Origin of the sequence: Balneola vulgaris DSM 17893 (genome assembly GCF_000375465.1) — a bacterium.
GTDB classification, from domain to species: domain Bacteria; phylum Bacteroidota; class Rhodothermia; order Balneolales; family Balneolaceae; genus Balneola; species Balneola vulgaris.
This window is the reverse complement of record NZ_AQXH01000001.1, coordinates 283,590-303,138: the sequence shown is the minus strand read 5'-3', so window position 1 is coordinate 303,138 and position 19,549 is coordinate 283,590. Positions and strand designations below refer to the sequence as shown.

The following is a 19,549-nucleotide window of genomic DNA, read 5'->3' as shown; positions in this document are numbered from 1 at the left end:
GTAAACAGAATAGAATGTAGCGTATAAAAAAAGCCTTCACTCGATGAATGAAGGCTTATAAGAATACTCTTAATGTGTTTAAGTAATCGTGCTACCTGCTTCAGATGCAGTTTCTACAAACCATAACTTACCCTCGGAATCTTCAGCCATTAGAATCATACCTTCGCTTTTAACACCCATAAGTTTCTTAGGAGCAAGATTTGCCACCACACTTACTTTTTGCCCTTTGAGCTGATCTATATCTACGTGCTTTGCGATACCTGAGACTATAGTTCGAGTCTCTACACCTATATCAACGGTGAGTTTTAGGAGCTTATCTGACTTCTCGATTTTCTCCGCAGTTAAAATCTCCCCAGCACGAATGTCCATCTTCATAAAATCAGGAAATTCAATGTTTTCCTTAAGTGGCTCGAACTTGGATGCAGGGTTATTAGCCGCAGCTCTTTCTTCTAATTTGGTCATTTGTGATTCGATTTCAGAGTCTTCGATTTTAGAGAATAATACTTCGCCTGGCTGAATGTCATTTCCGCTTGTTAGCATTGAGCTATTAACCGCATCCCAATTCACTTCACCTTCAAAGCCTAGTTGTTGTCTAAGCACCTTCATTGAATCAGGTAAAATTGGATCCATTAACACAGAGAGCGCTGCACAGATTTGCAAACTTACATATAAAGAATTGTTGCATGCTTGAGGGTCTGAATTTCTCGTTTTCCAAGGCTCTGTTTCGGTAAAATATTTATTACCAATACGAGCTAACTGCATAGTCTCTGATATCGCTTCCTTGAATCTAAAAGCTTCATAAGCTTTAGTAATTTTTTCTTTTTGAACCTCGATAGCGTTAAGAGCATCGTTATCTATCTGCTTTAACTCATTGCTGCTGGGTACTTTAGAGTCGGCATATTTGGATGTAAACGAAAGTGCTCTAAATGCGAAATTTCCTAGCACAGCAGCTAGTTCATTATTAACACGTGCTTGAAAATCTTTCCATGAGAAATCGGAGTCTTTACTTTCAGGCAATGTTGCCCCTAAAGCATAGCGTAGTAAATCTGGACTGAAATCTTCTAAATACTCGTGCAGCCAAACAGCCCAACCTCTAGATGTTGAAAGTTTTTGGCCCTCAAGATTTAAAAATTCATTCGCTGGTACATTTTTAGGAAGCACATAATCTCCATGTTCCATTAACATGATAGGAAACATGATGCAATGGAATACAATGTTATCCTTACCTATAAAGTGGTATAACTCGGTTGATTTATCTTGCCAGTAGTCTTTCCAAAGCTCAGAATTACCTTGTTCCTGACCCCATTCCTTTGTGGCAGATATGTATCCAATAGGAGCATCAAACCATACATATAGTACTTTGCCTTCCGCACCTTCAATTGGCACAGGTACACCCCAAGTTAAATCACGAGTCGCGGCTCTATCTGCTAATCCATCATTGAGCCAGCTTTTTATTTGGCCCATTACGTTAGGTTTCCAATCAGATTTATCTTCTAACCATGCTTCAAGCTTTGGTTGAAGGTCACCTAGTGGCATATACCAATGTTCTGTTTCTTTTAATTCAGGTTTTTCGCCTGAAAGTGCACTAATTGGATTAATCAACTCAGTTGGGGATAGGGAAGAGCCACATTTTTCACATTGATCGCCATAGGCCTCTTCATAACTACAATTCGGGCATGTTCCTTTTACATAACGATCCGGTAAAAACATGTTTGATTTCGGATCATACAACTGTTGCTCAGTCTTCTTCTTAAAGAAGCCTTTGTCATATAGATGTTTAAAAAACTCTTGAGAGGTTTCATGGTGTACTTTAGAGCTAGTACGACCATAGTAATCGAATGAGATTCCGAATTCTTCAAAGGCTTTTTTATTGATATTATGGTAACGGTCTACAATATCTTGTGGTTGAACACCTTCTTTTTCTGCTGCAATAGTAATTGGAACACCATGTTCATCAGAACCACAAATAAAGGCTACATCAGCTCCAGTTAGTCGTTTATATCTTACGTAGAAGTCTGCTGTTAAGTAAGCTCCTGCTAAGTGCCCAAGATGTAAGGGGCCGTTTGCATAAGGGAGGGCAGAGGTAACTAGAATTCTTTTATTATCTGACATTCGGGGTATAAAATTTTTTATTTCGTGGAAGATAAAGAATGGTGAACAGAATTATGAGGCTGATCTCATAATCAGATTATTTAATGACTCATTTTTTCAAGCAATGCATACAGCATCACTGCGGCAGCTACCGATACATTTAAGGAATGTTTTTGGCCGAATTGAGGAATCATTATGAATTGGTCTATATGACTAAGAATGTCCTCATCAATGCCGGTTACCTCATTTCCCATAACAATGCATATATCTTCATATTGCTGAGTGTCAAAGTCTGTTAGAGGAATACTATTGGTAGTTTGCTCCATTCCAAATATGGTATAGCCTTTCTTTTTAAGCTCATAAAACGTATCGGTTGGGTCTTCTACATACGACCAATTCACAAACTCTTCTGCTCCAATAGCCGTTTTGGTTATTTCAGGTCGTGGAGGAGTGGGTGTGTAGCCAGATATGATGATTTCAGAAATCCCAAAGGCATCCGAGGATCTGAATACAGACCCTACATTGTGTAAACTCCTAATATTATGCAGTACCACCTTTACCCTTTGGAGCTTTTCGGGAGCTGCATTAGCTAGGTTTTCTTCAAGAATCTCTTTTGTAGATAATTTTTGAGCCATATGAATACATTTAAATCTTTGGCGCAAAGGTAAACAATGTTTTACTGATCATCAGTGGGTTTTTAATTCGAATTTTTACTCCTTTAAGCTTCACATTAGAATGAATAAGGGGTATCATTGGAGCTTAAATTTAGCCTATGTCAAAAGAACCCCGTAAGGCCGCTTTAGCCTTTATATTTGTAACCGTACTTATTGATGTCACAGGACTAGGTATCATCATACCGATTATTCCCGCGCTCATTGTTGAATTAACAGGAGAGGGTTTAAGTAAAGCGGCGATATATGGTGGCTGGTTGATGTTCGTGTATGCTTCAACTCAATTTCTATTCGCGCCTATTATTGGTGGACTTAGTGATCGCTTTGGCCGAAGACCTGTACTACTGTTTTCGTTATTTGGCTTTGGCATCGATTATATACTAATAGGTCTTTCAACAAATATCGTGTGGCTGTTTATTGCACGATTAATATCTGGAATCACAGGAGCTAGTATTACAACGGCTAGTGCGTATATAGCAGATATTAGTGCTCCTGAGAAGAGAGCTCAGAACTTCGGATTAATTGGTGCTGCATTTGGCTTAGGCTTTATAATTGGCCCAGTGATAGGAGGGTTATTAGGTCAGTATGGAACTAGAGTTCCGTTTTTTGCTGCAGCTGCGCTTACACTAGTTAATGTACTGTATGGATTTTTTGTATTGCCAGAATCGCTTCCTAAAGAAGAGAGAAGACCTTTTAATATTAAAAGAGCGAACCCGCTTGGTTCATTAAAACAATTCAAACAATTCCCTGGGATAATGGGATTGGTAGGTGTATTTGCACTCATTTACTTAGCAGGCCATGCTACAAATAGTACATGGACTTACTACACCATGCAGAAATTCGAATGGGACGAGAAAATGGTGGGTATCTCATTAGGAGTGGTAGGTTTGTGTGTGGCGGTAGTTCAAGGTGGGTTAACGCGTATAGTTATTCCAAAGCTTGGTGAAGTTAAATCCGTCTATTTTGGGCTATTGCTCTACTTTTTAGGGTATATCGGCTTTGCGTTTTCACCAACAGGTTTATTCATGTTAATCATGATTGCGCCATTTAGTTTAGGGGGCTTTGCCGGTCCATCACTGCAAGGAATAGCTTCAAATAAAGTCCCCGCTAATCAACAAGGTGAGTTACAAGGAGCTTTAACGAGTTTAGTAAGCTTTACCTCCATTTTTGGTCCACCTATGATGACAGGGTTGTTTGGGTACTTCACTTCCTCAGCATCACCCATTTCATTTCCAGGAGCTCCTTTTTTAGCGGGAGGAATTCTGATGTTACTAGCACTTATTTTAGCTTATTATCAGTTATCAGTACTTAAAAGGGTATCAGCTGAGGCTAATACAGAAGAATAGAATTTCCATTATTTATTAGAAAAACACTTCACTTACTCTTATTTTAACTGAAGTATGAAGAGCGGCTCTAAAGGCATGCTCTTCTTTTATTTCAGAAAATGAAGAAACAACAGAGTTATGAGCAATATTCAATATTTATCTCAAGAAGGTTACGATAAATTAGATGCTGAGTTAAAGGATTTAAAAACACGTGGAAGAAAAGAAATTGCAGCTGATATTGCTGAAGCACGTGCTAAAGGGGATTTAAGTGAAAATGCAGAGTACGACGCAGCAAAGGAAGCTCAAGGGCATTTAGAAGACCGTATTACGAAATTAGAAGACATTTTAGCCAATGCCCGTGTATTGGATGCTAAAGATTTAGATTTATCTCAAGTGAGAGTGTTAACAAAGGTTACCATTCTGAATAAGAAGATGAATAAAGAAATGCAGTATACCCTCGTATCTCCAAATGAAGCAGATTTCAAACAAGGTAAGATTTCCATCGAATCTCCAATTGGTCAAGGACTTATGGGTAAAGCCATTGGCGATGTAGTGGAAGTTAAAGTTCCTGCTGGCACCTTAGAATTAGAGATCAAGAATATAGAAATCTAAAGAAAATCGGCTTTGTATGAAGAAACTTATAGATGTATATCCATACCGAATTGAAGCCGGAACCATTTCTTTTTTATTACTTAAACGATCTGAGAAGAAGATATATGCTAATCAATGGCGAATGATTGGCGGTAAAGTTGAAGATGGAGAGGCCTACTGGCAAGCAGCATTTCGTGAACTTAAAGAGGAGATACATGCATCTCCTTCTTTATTTTGGACGGTGCCTTCAGTAAATACATTTTATGAAGCTAAGTCTGATACCATTCATCATATTCCTGCTTTTGCAGCTGAAATAAATGAAGATCAGATGATTCGCCTAGACGATGAACATACTGGCTTTGAATGGGTGAATGCAGCAGATATAGATGATTATATCAATTGGCCCGAACAAAAAAGGCTAATTAGGCTAATAGATACTATTATATCTAACCAACAAATCCTACCCGAGTGGATTATAGAAGAACGCCTTTATTAATCGTAATAGTCTTATTACTGATACCTGTACATACAATCGCACAGGAAAAAAACTCCTATCAACTAATTCCTGCACCCGATCTCTGGTATAACACCATTGACGGAGTTCGAGTAGGAGTGAGAGTAATTGGGGAAATGGAGGATTCATTTAAAGATGGGCCTCATCGCCTAGATGCGGGTGTATGGCTTGGAACCAACTTTCCGTCTAATCCTATTTCTTATTATTTAAACTATACTGAACCTATTCCAGCTATTTCCACATTTGGGAATGAAGGGAGTATTGAGGCTAGAAGCAGTATTCGTACAGGCTTTTCAAAGCATATGTTAGCATTAAACAAACGTTGGCAGAAGGGATTTGATGAGTTGAAGTATCAAGAAATTCAGTTCTTTATCTCTCAAGAAAAGATGTATGAAAGTGCATACAGGCCCTTTCCTACTACATGGAATACGAATTGGAATAGACTTATTGGCTTAAACTATCGAAATCATATTCAAGACGAGCAGAATCAATTTGAAGCCAATGTTAGAGTTCAGCAACAGCTCAATGATCAATCACCTCAATTCTTTAACGCTGAAATTGAAGTTTGGAATCAGCATTCCTTCATGAAAAATGTGAGCCTAAGCAATCGAGTTTTCTTTGGTACGGTTTCTGACCCATTAGCCCTTCAATATCAGTACACAGCTTCTCATGCGGCTCCCATTTCGTGGCTGTCGAATGGTATAAGTCGTGCAAAGGGAACCATTCCTCAAACTTGGATAGAAAATGGAATAGTTCAAGTATCTGGAGGAGCCAATCTGCGGGGATATACTGACACTAAATACGGTAATCTTCAAAATTTTAGCACAGAAACAGTATTAGCTTTTAATAATGAATTTGAATTCCCTAACCCTATTAGTTCCTCACTTTCAGAAGGAATACTAGGTGATTTCGTGTTTCTTAAGAGTTACCTATTTACGGATATAGGTACTGTTTTTAAAAGTGAACCTGTTTTAGCTGATGCAGGCATCGGATTACAATTTTCTATCAATATTCCTGACTTCTTGGGAAAACCTCGAGGTTTTGCATTTAGATATGAAGTGCCTTTTTGGATCTCGGAACCCGATCTAGGTGAATCGAATTTTAAATACCGAAATGTAATTGGTTTCGGTGCAGTTATAGCTTTGTAATATGAAAGTACTTGTTATCAATTGCGGAAGCTCTTCTATCAAATACCAACTGATTCATTCTAAAGAACAAGAAACTTTATGTAAAGGACTTGTTGAACGGATTGGTGCAGTAACATCCATTATCAAACAAGAATGGAAGGGAGAGAAGGCTGTAAAGAAGTCGGTTGCACTTGATAACCACGCAGCTGCACTCAAAATGATAATGGAATTGCTATTAGAAGCAGATAACGATCATTTGAAGTCATTAGATGAAATTGAGGCTGTAGGCCATAGGGTAGTTCATGGCGGCGAGACCTTCAAAGATTCTGTACTTATTGATCAAGCTGTAGAAGACGCCATCCAAGAAGCATTTGATATAGCTCCATTACATAACCCACCAAATTTGCAAGGAATCAAAGCAGCGAAGCAACATCTACCGGATGTTCCGCATGTTGCAGTTTTCGACACCGCATTTCATCAATCCATTCCATCGAAGGCATTTTTATACGGTATACCGAATAGATTATATAGAAGGTATAAAATTAGACGCTATGGCTTTCATGGCACCTCTCATTATTACGTTAGTAGGCGCTACTTCAAACTTACTGGGAAACCTAAAGAAGGCTCAAAGTTAATTACTTGCCATTTGGGGAATGGTGCATCTATAGCCGCTATTAAAGATGGGGAGTCTATTGATACCAGTATGGGTTTTACTCCGTTAGAAGGCTTAGTGATGGGTACACGATCAGGAGATATAGATCCGTCCATCTTATTTTACCTTATTGAAAAAGAAGAATTGTCACTAGCTAATGTGCATGCTCTATTGAATAAGCACAGCGGCTTGTTGGGTTTGAGTGGTTATGCAGCCGATATGCGTGATTTAATTGAAGAAGCTGAAAATGGCGATAAAAGATGCCAAGAAGCTATCGATGTATTTTGCTATCGCGCTAAAAAATACATTGGTTCCTATTTAGCTAGTTTGAATGGAGCCGATACGATTATTTTTACTGGCGGAATCGGTGAGAATGCCTCACTAATTCGGAAAAAAATATTAGATGATCTACAAGGACTAGGCATTGAATTGAATGAAGAAAAGAACCAAGAAGGTCTTTTTAACGAAGATATCAGCACAGAGAAATCATCTGCCAACATTTATGTAATTCCAACCAACGAAGAATTGGTAATCGCTATTGATGCGGCTAAAATTGCAACTGCTGCGAAGCAAACCCCATGGGCTTAATGAGTAAATCATACATTCATATCACATTATTAACCGTTGGGTTATTTTTACTTTTAGGATGTTCATCAACTACATGGATCGTTGAAAGTACAGCCGAAGTAGACAGGGGAGATTATAAATTATTGAATTCGGAATTGTTTCTTCAGCAAACCGATCAACTATCTCCTGAACAGCCTGTTATTCAAATCAGGCTAAAGTCTGCCAACACCTATGAATATGTTCAGCGTGTTAAAACGGATCGATACATCCAAAAATATAGGCCTAGAGCAGGTTATGTAGCCTTTGGGTTAGCCAGTGCGGGTTTAGCTGGGTATTCAGCTCTAGAATTTACTGATGATGATAAAGTGGGCCAACAAGTAGCATTGTTAGGTGCTGCTGTAGCCTTAACAGGGGTCTCTTTTTTAAATATGAAACCGGTAGGCGAACCTCAGCCAACAGGAGAGAGTCGATTGCTTAGGAAAACGGGTTCCTTTGTTGAAACCGATACTTTGGATGCCAATAATAGCTCGGTTCCAAATGCCACTTATTACATTCGCTATAACGACGAATTTATTATTGAACCCACACAACGCGAATTAACAGATAACATTCTATCCATTAATTTAGCAGAAGAAATCAACCCTGAAATCTTCGAAGAAAATGAAAATCCAGAAATTGCTCTAGATATAAGTTTTCAAGACAGTACATATAGTTATAACCTCAAGGTCAGCGACTTTTTCGAACCTTTTGTTGTGGTAACTAATAACATAACGGCCTTGAGAAACGAAGCTGAAATTAGTTCCACTAACATCCTCACAGACCTAGCCAAGGGTAGCCAATTAAAGCTGGTATCAAAGCAAGGTGACTGGTATAAGGTTCTGTATGGTATTTCTGAAAATTGGGTATCAGCTAGTGATGTTGAACAAATTTGGCGTCCCTCTCAATTCACTCAACAACTGTCTGTTATCGCCATTCCTAATGTACCTTTCGGAAGTGTAGATGTGGAAAGGGACATCCCGCGTTTATCTCCTGATAATAGAGATCGGTGGGGTTTCATCATCGCAAACCAGAATTATAAAGGCGACTATCCAGAGAAATCTTTTGCGCATAGAGATGCACTATTAATGGAGCGATATATGAATAATGCCTTAGGTATTGTTACCAATCAAACCATTAAATTTTTGGATGTAAGCGGTAATCAAACGGCTAGAAACGGCTTTAATAGATTGAGTACTCGCATGCAGAAGTCGAATTCTGAATTAGTGGTTTACCTTTCGGGCTATGCTCAAATTGACCCTCAAACAGACCGCATATACTTCTTAGGTACTGATACTTCCGACTCAACAAGTGCACTCATTGATTTGAACTCTTTATTCGACGGCCTTGCCAATTTGCCAGCCAATAAATTAACGGTGATTGCAGATCTTGATTTCACAGATCAAACTGAAAAAGCAGCCTCCCTGGAAGTGCTAGCAGCAACTATCACTGTTAAAAAGCCAAATGCTTTGGTGGTTTTTGCTTCAAATGTAAATCAACAGTCTTATATATACTCTGAACCAAATGGGGTTCAGAAGCGGCATTCCATTTTTAGTTATTACATCGCTGATGCAATTAAAACAGGTCTTACCAACTGGCAAGATATTCTATCCTATGTGGAAAGAAATGTGGCTTTTACTTCCCGTAGCCTATTCAATAGGCCACAAGACATTCAGTATTTTGGTTCTACTACTCTTGATTTAATCGACTAAATGATGGGTTATTTATTCATCACTTTAAGTGCTTTTTTTTCTATCAGTGTTGCGCAGATATTAAAATTAGTAGAAATAAAGTCACTGCGAGTGTTGAATGTACTCGTTATTAACTACCTAATTGCGGTTGTAGTGAGTGCGTTATCAACCGACTGGTCAAACATTGCTGAACAGAAAGCCTTTCTACCTATCATTTTACATTCTTCATTTTTGGGTGTGCTATTTATCGTAAACTTTCTGCTGTACAGTAAAAGCATCGACAAAAATGGAATGGGTATTAGCATCACTGCAATGCGCATGTCGTTAGTATTCCCCATTCTTTTAAGTCTGTGGGTATACCAAGAACCCTTTACTCTACATTTGGGGATAGGGATTCTACTTACTTTTGTAGCGTTAATCTTATTAATACCGCGATCTAAGAAAGGGGAGAAAGTTCAATTAAAATATATGCTGTTACCTGTTTTTCTCTTTTTTATATCAGGGATAACAGATTCAGGGTTAAAGGTATTTGAACAGGAATTTTCCATATTCTTTGATGAACCAAAGTTTCTAACCGCTCTTTTCTTCTTTGCTTTTTTAACAGGCAGTGTTGTATTGTTAGCCCGAAAACAATTTAACTTTAGAAAGAAAGAATGGGCATTTGGAACGATACTCGGTATCGTTAATCTATATTCATCTTACTTCATTCTATTAGCACTTAAAGAAATACCGGGGTCAATAACATTCCCTGTAGTCAACTTAAGCATCATGTTTATTGGAACATTGATTGGTGTATGGATGTGGAAAGATAACCCTCAAAAAAGACAATGGATTGGCTTATTTGTAGCCTCAATTGCAATTCTTTTATTAGTAGTATAGAATGGATATCATCTCAAAATTTAGAAAATTAGCGCGCAAAAATAAGATGCGCATTGTATTACCTCGTGCATCAGACGAACGAGTACTTAAGGCAGCCCTTCACTTAACTACCGAAGGTTTAGCGGATGTAATACTCATCAAAGATCATGAGTTAGCAGCTGAGATAGGGGGGATTACAATGATTGATCCCAAAAAAGATGCTCACTTAAAAGACTACGCTAAATCTTTTTATGAGCGTAGAAAGCATAAAGGCCTTAGCCTTGAAGAAGCAGAAAAAATCATACAAGACCCTCTGTATTTTGCCGCTTCAATGGTTGCACATGATGATGCCGATGGTTGCGTAGCGGGTTCCATAGCAACAACTGGAGATGTTATAAAAGCCGCCATTCACGCTATTGGATTAAAAGCTGATTCAAAGGTAGTGTCTAGTGTGTTTTTAATGAGCTTTGAAAATGGGAAGGTCTTCACCTATGGCGATTGTGCAGTAGTACCATACCCTAATGAAGATCAACTTGCTAGTATCTGTGTAGACTCAGCATACACGCATCAGACACTTATTGGTAATGACCCAAAAGTGGCTATGCTGTCCTTCAGTACTAAAGGAAGTGCGAAACACGATCGAGTTGAACTTGTATCGAATGCTTGTAAAAAAGCCCAGAATCAAGCGCCTAATCTACATATTGATGGTGAACTTCAGTTTGATGCCGCATTTATGGATGAAATTGCGAAGCGTAAGGCTCCAGATTCAACCGTAGCTGGACAAGCCAATGTGTACATATTTCCAAATCTAGACGCTGGTAATATTGCTTACAAAATCACAGAACGCCTTGGCCATGCAACGGCAACGGGTCCTATTATTCAAGGATTAGCTAAACCAATGATGGATTTATCCAGAGGTTGTAGCTGGGAGGATATCGTAAATACGGTCTGTGTATGCTCTATTTTAGCGAATAGCCCTTCTTAAGAGCACTTTTACTAGTACTGTTTCATTGAATACCTATCAATATATGTGATAGGTATTCTCAATCACTTCTGATTTAGTTCTGAAGACAATATTTCTTATCTTTTGACAGAATCTAAATAAGCATGTAAATCGTTGAACGAGCTACCAATTAGGATGGTTCTAACAACATTGAAAAAGTTAAAATCTAAGATCGCTAATGAGTGAAGAAACTAAGGCTTTAGAGTCGATGATCGGTGAAGAATACAAATATGGATTCACCACCGATGTTGAATACGAAGATTTTCCGAAAGGAATCAGTGAAGATATTATTCGTGAATTATCAGCTCGTAAAGAAGAACCAGAATGGATGACGGAATTCCGTCTCAAATCATACCGTGCTTGGCTTGAAATGGATGAGCCAACCTGGTTCAATGCCACATACAAAAAACCTGATTTCGAAAACCTTCTGTACTACTCGGCTCCAAAAAAGAAGCCACAATTAGACAGTATGGATGATGTTGATCCGAATATCCGTGAAACCTATGAAAAGCTTGGCATTCCTCTTGAGGAACAGAAAATGCTCGCAGGTGTTGCTGTAGACGCTGTATTCGATAGTGTTTCTGTATTTACATCATTCAAAGAAAAGTTAGCGGAAGCAGGTGTAATCTTTTGCTCTATGTCGGAAGCAATTAAAGAGCACCCTGAATTGATCAAGAAGTATCTAGGTTCTGTTGTACCTGCCCGTGATAACTTCTACTCAGCTTTAAACTCTGCTGTATTCTCAGATGGATCATTCTGTTATATCCCAAAGAATACAAAATGCCCAATGGAGCTTTCTACCTATTTCCGTATTAACAATATGGAATCAGGGCAGTTCGAGCGTACACTTATTGTTGCAGAAGAAGGATCAAGTGTAAGTTACTTAGAAGGTTGTACTGCTCCTATGTACGATGAGAACCAGCTTCACGCTGCCGTTGTAGAGTTAGTTGCTTTAGATAATGCGGATATCAAATACTCAACCATTCAGAACTGGTATTCAGGCGATGAAGATGGTAAAGGTGGTATCTATAACTTTGTAACCAAGCGTGGTATCTGTAAGGGTAAAAACTCTAAGATCTCTTGGACACAGTTAGAAACGGGATCTGCAGTAACTCTTAAGTACCCAAGTGTGATTCTTCAGGGTGATAACTCAGTTGGAGAATTTTACTCTGTAGCTGTTACTACGAAAAGACAGCAAGCAGATACCGGTACTAAGATGATTCACTTAGGGAAGAATACTCGTAGTACTATTATTTCAAAAGGTATTTCTGCCGGCCGTTCTAATAATAGCTACCGTGGTGAAGTGAAAATTGGTAAGAAAGCCAGCAACTCAAGAAACTATTCAGTGTGTGATTCAATGCTGATTGGCCAAGAGTGTGGCGCCCATACCTTCCCATATATCTCATCCGAAAACCCTACTAGTAGTGTAGAGCATGAAGCTACAACTTCAAGAGTAGGTGAGGAGCAAATCTTTTACTTAATGCAACGTGGTATTAGTGAACAAGATGCCATTTCCATGATTATCAATGGATTCGTAAAAGATGTATTGAAAGAGCTACCACTAGAATTTGCCGTGGAAGCGAATAAGCTACTAGATGTGAAGTTAGAAGGTAGCGTTGGTTAATTAATAACCAGTTACATCAAAAGAAATTAAAATCATACAAAAGTAAAATTATACAATCGTGTTAGAAATCAAGAACCTACACGCCAAAGTTGAAGGCGAAGACATTGAAATCCTTAAGGGCGTTAACCTCAAAGTAAATGCGGGTGAAATCCACGCAATCATGGGGCCTAATGGAAGTGGAAAAAGTACGCTCTCTAAAGTTGTGTCAGGTCACCCTGAGTATGAAATTACAGAAGGTGAAATCCTATTTGAAGGCGAAGATATCACTGAAATGGATGCTGACGAAAGAGCTCACCTTGGCTTATTCTTAGCTTTCCAATACCCGGTTGAAGTTCCAGGTATCACTAACAAAACTCTGCTTCGTGAAGCATACAATACTATTGCTCGCGCGAATGACAGAGATGAATTAGATCCATTAGAATTCGAAGATTACATCACTAGTAAATTAGAAGTAATCGAAATGAAGGATGAATTCTTAGAGCGTTCTATCAACACTGGTTTTTCTGGTGGTGAGAAGAAGAAGAATGAAATCTTCCAGATGGCAGTGCTAGATCCAAAATTATCTTTCTTAGACGAAACAGATTCTGGATTAGATATCGATGCTCTTAAAGTAGTATCTGATGGTGTAAATAAGATTGCTAGCGAAGAGAACGCAATTGTGATGATTACTCACTACCAGCGTTTACTTAACTACATCAAGCCTGATCATGTACATGTTATGATGGCCGGCCGTATCATCAAATCTGGTGATATCAAACTTGCTGAAGAACTAGAAGCAAACGGTTACGATCAACTAGAAAAGGAACTGTTACTAAATGGCGAGGCTCAGTAATGAGTGAAGTATTACAGAAAGAAACTATGCTTTCTTACATCGATGGAGCTATCGAAAGTAGCAGCGATGCGGAAGCAATAAAATCGATTAATGAACGAGGATTAAAAGCATTAAATAATACTGCTTTTCCTACTCGAAAAGATGAAGAGTGGAGATTCGTAGATTTAAAATCTATTACAAAGAATCAGTTTGTAAGTCTAGAAAACGCGAATGCTGCTGAATTAGGTGATATCAGTGATCATTACCTACCTGAAGCAATGCAAAGTAGACTCGTTTTCGTGAACGGTGTATACAATGCTGAGTTGTCTGCTGTTGAAGGCTTACCTGCGAATGTAATTGTAGGTAATATTGCTGAACACGCTGATAATGATGCTTTAAAGCAACACTTAGGTACTATTACCAACTACGAAGATGATGTATTCGCTCCACTAAATGACGCGAATTTCAACGATGGTACCTTTATTTATGTACCAAAAGAAACCGTAGTAGAAACACCTATTCATATCTTGAATGTGTTTACTGACGCTGATAAAGCATTCTATGCAACACCACGTTTATTATACGTTGGTGAAATGTTCAGTAAGTCTACCATCATTGAAGAGCATATTGGCCTTGCAAACAATGTGTACTTAAATGTACCGGTAACTGAATTTAAGATGTTTACGGGTTCTAATGTACACCATGCAAGAATCCAGCGTGATAGCAAAGAAGCGTCTCACGTTTCTAGACCTATTGCACAATTAGACAAAAACGCTGAGTACCACTCATATACAATTTGTCTAGGCGCTAAACTTTTTAGAAATGATCCTCGAGTTATTCAGGATGCAGAAGAAGTTGATTTCACAGTAGATGGCTTAGTACTTATTGATGGCGAGCAAATAGCTGATACCCATTCAATCATGGATCACAGATTTGCACACGCTACAAGTCACCAGCTTCATAAAGTAGTAGTGAATGACAGTGCTCATTCTATTTTCAATGGAAAGATTTTTGTAGCTAAAGACGCTCAAAAAATTGATTCATTCCAGGAAAACAGAAACTTATTGCTTTCAGTAGATGGTAAAGTGAATACCAAGCCACAGTTAGAAATCTTTGCGGATGACGTACGTTGTTCACATGGTGCAACTATTGGTCAACTTCAGGACGAAGAAGTATTCTACTTACAAAGTCGTGGGTTAACTGAGCAAAAGTCACGTGAACTTCTTGTTTATGCATTCGCACTTGAAAGTGTAGAAAGCATGGCCGTGGAATCTGTAGAAAAATTACTTCTTGATGAAGTAATCAAGTACACAAACAGAGATAATAAATAAGCACTTTTAGAAGTCACCCATTTAAGTATACCTCACTTAATGGGTGACATTAGATTATGAGTAATACCATCACCGACATATCATCAAGTATTAACTGGGACGAAATCCGTAACGATTTTACTGTATTAAATCAGTCTATCAACGGGAAACCACTAGTATACTTAGATAACGGTGCTTCAAGCCAGATGCCCCTCAGCGTAAGTGATCGAATTGATGCTTACCATAAAAACGAACATGCTAATGTTCACAGAGGTATCCATTCATTAAGCCAAAAAGCTACCGATGCTTATGAAGCTACGCGTTCAATTGTTCGTGATTTCATCAATGCAGGTAGTTTAGAAGAGGTTATTTTCACTACAGGAACAACCGATTCTATAAATTTAGTAGCACAGTGTTATGGCCGTAAATTCTTCCAAGAAGGGGATGAAATTATAGTTTCAGAAATGGAACACCATGCCAATATTGTGCCTTGGCAAATGATAGCTGAAGAAAGAGGAGCTACCCTTAAAGTCATACCAATGACTGATAGTGGTGAACTCGATATGGATGCATATTCCTCAATGCTTTCTGATAAGACAAAAATGGTAGCGGTTGTACATATCTCGAATGTACTAGGTACCGTTAATCCTGTTGAACAGATAATTAAAGAAGCTCATAAGCGAGATATTCCAGTACTTGTGGATGGCGCGCAAGCAGTACCTCACTCACAAGTTGATGTACAAGCTTTAGATACTGATTTTTATACCTTCTCAGCTCATAAAATGTGTGGACCTACAGGTTTCGGAGTATTGTATGGCAAAAAGGATCTATTAAACAATATGCCTCCATATCGTGGTGGTGGTGATATGATCGACAAGGTAACCTTCGAGAAAACGACTTGGAATGACCTTCCATTTAAGTTTGAAGCAGGTACACCACCTATTTCAGCCGGGGTTGGATTCGCAGCAGCAATTCAATATTTGTCAAAGATAGGAATGGATAATATTGCCGCGCGTGAAGCGGAACTCTTACTATATGCTACCAAAGCAATGAGTTCGATTGAAAGACTTAAAATTATAGGAACAGCTAAAAACAAAGCATCTGTAATATCTTTTTTACTGGATGGTATTCATCCAACCGATGCTGGCACCATTCTTGATCAAGAAGGGATCGCTGTTCGAACAGGTCATCATTGTGCTCAACCTATAATGCAGCATTATGACATACCAGGTACTTTGAGAGCCTCTATATCGTTCTATAACAATGAAGAGGACATCGATAGATTGGTTGAAGGAATTAAAACTGTAAAAGAATTTTTTGGATAAACTAGGAGAACAAAATGGCTAAAATTAAAGAAATCGAACGTACTCCAAATCCTGACGCAATGCGCTTTGTTTTGGATGAACCACTTACCAATGGGGTAACTCGTTCATTTGAAAATAGTGTAGAAGCTGAAGGTGATGAGCTTGCAAGTGCTTTATTTGCAATCGATAGCGTAATCAATGTTTACTATGTAGACAAATATGTTACCGTTACTCAAAACGGTAAAGCAGTTTGGTCGGAATTACTACGTAAACTCGCTCCTCCAATTCGTGAAGCACAACCACTTACAGATATTGAAGAAGATTCTGAAGTTCATGTAAGTAAAGAAGCTCAAGAGTCTAACGACCCTCGTTTAATCGAGATTAATAAAATGCTCGACGAACAGGTAAGACCATACCTACTAGCTGATGGTGGTGGATTGAAAGTATTAGGTCTTGAAAACAACCGTTTAAAAGTTCACTATCAAGGTGCATGTGGTACCTGCCCAACAGCAACAACAGGAACTTTATATGCTATTGAAAGCATGGTAAAGCGTGTTGACCCTGAAATTCAAGTGATCTCAGTATAGGTAATTATGGAAATTTCGATCAGCGACAGAGCTGCAAAACGTATTCACCAAATCAGAGAGGAGCAAAATGTTCCTAGAGATGCTTTCCTCAAAATTGGTGTAGTTAGTGGCGGCTGTTCGGGGCTTACTTACGATTTAGATTTCGCAAAAGATCTACAACCGCAAGAAAATGATAAAACCTTTGAGATCAACGATTTAAAAATCATCGTTGATATGCGAAGTTTTTTATATCTAGCCGGTACCGAACTTGACTACACCGATGGTTTAGAAGGGCAGGGGTTTCACTTTAATAACCCTAATGCCTCAAGAACCTGTTCATGTGGAGAAAGCTTTTCTATCTAACAGATTTAAAGTGATTTTTAAATCAAGCTATCAATAGTGATGCAAGAACCAATCGTTAACAAAGTTAAGGCCAATACAAAGCTAGTGACTATAGATCTAGCTAAGCTTTTTCATGATGATACCCCCATTGTAGAATTAGATATCAAGCAATTCTTGCATATGGAGTTATTACTGAAGGAGAAAGACTTTAGGCAACACCTTAAAGACTTTGATTGGGCTCAATTCGAAGGAAAGAATTTGGCACTAATCTGTTCAACAGATGCTATTATTGCCCCTTGGGCTTGGATGGTGTTAACCGCTCATGCTTCAAAATTTGCAAAAGAAGTTTTTCACTTAACAAAGAGCCAGGTGTACCATGAACTTTTTAGAAGAAACATTGAAAACTTCGACTGGTCGGTATACCAAGATAAATTTGTACTCTTAAAAGGATGTGGAAATATCCACGTTCCTGATTCTATTTATTTGCTGGCTACCAATAAGTTAATGGGTTTATCTAAAAAGATTATGTATGGTGAAGCATGTAGTTTTGTGCCAGTTTGGAAGGGCTGATACAACAATGCATTAAGTTAAATATTCAAGTTATTAGGGGAATACATTGAGTACAAAGGTATTATTAACGGGGTCGTCTAGGGGTATAGGGAAAGCAATTAAAGATCTTTTATTGCAACATGAATACTCTGTAATTGGAACTTCTACTTCAGAGATTCAAGAATCTAATTCAAATCACTCATACAAGCACCTAGTCTGTAACTTGGAATTAGAGGAAGAGTTAAAAAGCAAAATAAAGCCTCTTTTTGAAGAAAATGAAATTCCTGAAGTTGTTATAAATAATGCAGGAATATTTGTTGAAGCTCAATTTACCGACACTGATGAAGAATGGATGCAAACTTGGGATTTAACGCAACAAGTTAATCTCAGAGCAACCGCACTCATTTGTAAATGGGCAATCAATAAATGGCTAGAGAAAGGGATAAATGGCCGTATAATAAATGTAGCTAGTAGGGCAGGGGTTAGAGGCGATACAGGTGAGTACGCCGCCTACGCAGCTTCTAAGGCCGGAATGATTGCATTCACAAAAAGCATTGCTCGTAGCTTGGGATCAGCAGGTATAACAGCCTATTCCATAGCACCAGGTTTCGTAAATACAGATATGGCTAAAAATTCCATTGAAGTGTATGGAGAGGATCATCTCACAAAAGACTTAGCACTCAATAGTATTGCTCCCCCTGAACAAATAGCCGAAATTGTTATGTTATTAGCTAGTGGTAAACTAACTCATGCCACAGGTCAAACTTTTCATGTCAACTCGGGCAGTTATCTAGTTTAGTTCTAGCTTAGTCAATCAATCGAGCTATTTTAAATCTCTGTTTTGTGTTCTCCAACAATTGTCGGAACTTCTAGCATGAGCAAGATTCAAAACAGAAAAAAAGACCACGTAAATCTTACTGTTACCAATGAAACCCAGTACCAGTTAAGCTCGGGTTTTGAACGCTATAGATTTATTCATAATGCGCTTCCAGAAGTAAACCTCAATGATATATCTATAGAGGCAGAATTACTCGGTCATACCTTTTCAGCACCATTATTTATTTCATCTATGACAGGTGGATATGCTGATGCGGGTCCAGTAAATGGCATTATTGCCGAGTTTTGCAATCAGCACAACCTTCCTTTCGGAGTTGGTAGCCAAAGGGCTATGTTAGAACAACCTGAACTGACTTCTACCTTTTCAATTGTTCGTAAAAAAGCACCAAAGGCATTTATATGCGCAAACATTGGAGGTGTTCAACTCATAGATGGATTCTCAGACGATTATTTAAAAAGACTAGTTGAAAGCATTGAAGCCAATGCGATAATCGTTCACTTAAACCCACTTCAAGAATTAGTACAACCAGAAGGTGATAGAAATTTTAAAGGTGTACTAAATGGCATTGAAGATCTGGTAAGAAGAAGTGAAGTACCTGTTATCGTAAAAGAAACGGGTGCAGGAATATCAAAATATGTAGCTAAGAGATTACTAAATATCGGAGTTTCAGTAATTGATATTGCCGGTGCTGGCGGTACAAGCTGGGCCAGGGTTGAAAACGGTAGAACTGATGACTCAAACCGTTATAATCACTTCAATGAATGGGGAATACCTACAGTAGATTGCTTAAAAGATCTTTCAGGCCTGCATTGGGAACGTGGCTTCGAACTAATCGCTTCCGGCGGAGTACGTTCAGCCCATGATATTGCAAAAGCGATGTGCTTAGGTGCTACTTTTTCAGCAACCGCTCAGCCTATTATAAAAGCCGTTGTTGAGGATGGGTATGAGGGGTTGGAATCCCTTTTTAATACCTGGAGTAATGAACTTAAAATGATACTATTACTCCTTGGCTGTTCTAATTTAGCTGAATTAAATCGCTCTCATTTAATGGAGCGTATTTAGCTTTAATGCTGTTAGCT

At 38.5% G+C, this 19,549-nt stretch carries 19 protein-coding genes; 17 read left to right on the top strand and 2 right to left on the bottom strand.

The genetic code is table 11. The features are described from left to right. Positions 1–78: 78 nt before the first annotated feature. A complete protein-coding gene (gene metG, locus B155_RS0101405) occupies positions 79–2,112 on the bottom strand; it encodes a methionine--tRNA ligase (protein WP_018126446.1) in 2,034 nt (677 codons plus the stop codon). Between the two features lie 80 nt (positions 2,113–2,192). After that, positions 2,193–2,726: an RNA methyltransferase gene (locus tag B155_RS0101400; RefSeq protein WP_018126445.1), complete on the bottom strand. Its 534-nt coding sequence runs from the start codon at positions 2,724–2,726 to the stop codon at positions 2,193–2,195. Between the two features lie 137 nt (positions 2,727–2,863). On the opposite strand from B155_RS0101400, the gene B155_RS0101395 reads away from it, so the two are divergent. The 17 genes from B155_RS0101395 to fni all read left to right on the top strand — a co-directional run bounded on the left by B155_RS0101395 (position 2,864) and on the right by fni (position 19,532). Further along, entirely contained in the window at positions 2,864–4,108 is a 1,245-nt protein-coding gene (locus tag B155_RS0101395) for a TCR/Tet family MFS transporter (protein ID WP_018126444.1), read from the top strand. 117 nt (positions 4,109–4,225) lie between these two features. Further along, positions 4,226–4,699, top strand: a complete 474-nt coding sequence (gene greA / locus B155_RS0101390; protein ID WP_018126443.1) for a transcription elongation factor GreA — start codon at positions 4,226–4,228, stop codon at positions 4,697–4,699. 16 nt (positions 4,700–4,715) lie between these two features. After that, positions 4,716–5,174: an NUDIX domain-containing protein gene (locus B155_RS0101385; protein ID WP_018126442.1), complete on the top strand. Its 459-nt coding sequence runs from the start codon at positions 4,716–4,718 to the stop codon at positions 5,172–5,174. Continuing rightward, positions 5,147–6,340 (top strand): hypothetical protein, encoded by a 1,194-nt coding sequence (locus B155_RS0101380; protein ID WP_018126441.1) that lies wholly within the window; start codon positions 5,147–5,149, stop codon positions 6,338–6,340. Before B155_RS0101385 ends, B155_RS0101380 begins: the two co-directional genes overlap by 28 nt. Position 6,341: 1 nt before the next feature. Further along, the gene (locus tag B155_RS0101375; RefSeq protein WP_018126440.1) at positions 6,342–7,559 is read left to right on the top strand and encodes an acetate/propionate family kinase; all 1,218 of its coding nucleotides are present in this window, start codon (positions 6,342–6,344) and stop codon (positions 7,557–7,559) included. Then, complete coding sequence (locus tag B155_RS0101370) at positions 7,559–9,286, top strand: caspase family protein (protein WP_169331253.1); 1,728 nt, start codon at positions 7,559–7,561, stop codon at positions 9,284–9,286. Before B155_RS0101375 ends, B155_RS0101370 begins: the two co-directional genes overlap by 1 nt. Then, a complete protein-coding gene (locus tag B155_RS0101365; RefSeq protein ID WP_018126438.1) occupies positions 9,287–10,144 on the top strand; it encodes an EamA family transporter in 858 nt (285 codons plus the stop codon). Position 10,145: 1 nt separating this feature from the next. Continuing rightward, positions 10,146–11,108 (top strand): phosphate acetyltransferase, encoded by a 963-nt coding sequence (pta, locus tag B155_RS0101360; protein ID WP_018126437.1) that lies wholly within the window; start codon positions 10,146–10,148, stop codon positions 11,106–11,108. 196 nt (positions 11,109–11,304) lie between these two features. After that, complete coding sequence (gene sufB / locus B155_RS0101355; protein WP_018126436.1) at positions 11,305–12,750, top strand: Fe-S cluster assembly protein SufB; 1,446 nt, start codon at positions 11,305–11,307, stop codon at positions 12,748–12,750. 58 nt (positions 12,751–12,808) lie between these two features. Continuing rightward, positions 12,809–13,582, top strand: coding sequence for a Fe-S cluster assembly ATPase SufC (gene sufC, locus B155_RS0101350; RefSeq protein WP_018126435.1), 774 nt, complete (start codon positions 12,809–12,811; stop codon positions 13,580–13,582). Then, positions 13,582–14,892 (top strand): Fe-S cluster assembly protein SufD, encoded by a 1,311-nt coding sequence (gene sufD, locus B155_RS0101345; protein WP_018126434.1) that lies wholly within the window; start codon positions 13,582–13,584, stop codon positions 14,890–14,892. Before sufC ends, sufD begins: the two co-directional genes overlap by 1 nt. 56 nt (positions 14,893–14,948) lie before the next feature. After that, on the top strand, positions 14,949–16,196 hold the full coding sequence (locus B155_RS0101340) for an aminotransferase class V-fold PLP-dependent enzyme (RefSeq protein ID WP_018126433.1): 1,248 nt from the start codon (positions 14,949–14,951) through the stop codon (positions 16,194–16,196). A 14-nt stretch (positions 16,197–16,210) separates the two neighbouring features. After that, positions 16,211–16,762 (top strand): NifU family protein, encoded by a 552-nt coding sequence (locus B155_RS0101335; protein WP_018126432.1) that lies wholly within the window; start codon positions 16,211–16,213, stop codon positions 16,760–16,762. A gap of 6 nt (positions 16,763–16,768) precedes the next feature. Then, positions 16,769–17,104, top strand: coding sequence for a HesB/IscA family protein (locus tag B155_RS0101330; RefSeq protein ID WP_018126431.1), 336 nt, complete (start codon positions 16,769–16,771; stop codon positions 17,102–17,104). A gap of 39 nt (positions 17,105–17,143) precedes the next feature. Beyond that, positions 17,144–17,653: a DUF2480 family protein gene (locus B155_RS0101325; RefSeq protein ID WP_018126430.1), complete on the top strand. Its 510-nt coding sequence runs from the start codon at positions 17,144–17,146 to the stop codon at positions 17,651–17,653. A gap of 46 nt (positions 17,654–17,699) precedes the next feature. Then, positions 17,700–18,431 carry an SDR family oxidoreductase gene (locus B155_RS0101320; protein ID WP_018126429.1) on the top strand — a complete coding sequence of 244 codons (732 nt, stop codon included), beginning with the start codon at positions 17,700–17,702 and terminating at the stop codon, positions 18,429–18,431. A gap of 75 nt (positions 18,432–18,506) precedes the next feature. Next, entirely contained in the window at positions 18,507–19,532 is a 1,026-nt protein-coding gene (fni, locus tag B155_RS0101315; RefSeq protein WP_018126428.1) for a type 2 isopentenyl-diphosphate Delta-isomerase, read from the top strand. Positions 19,533–19,549: the final 17 nt, after the last annotated feature.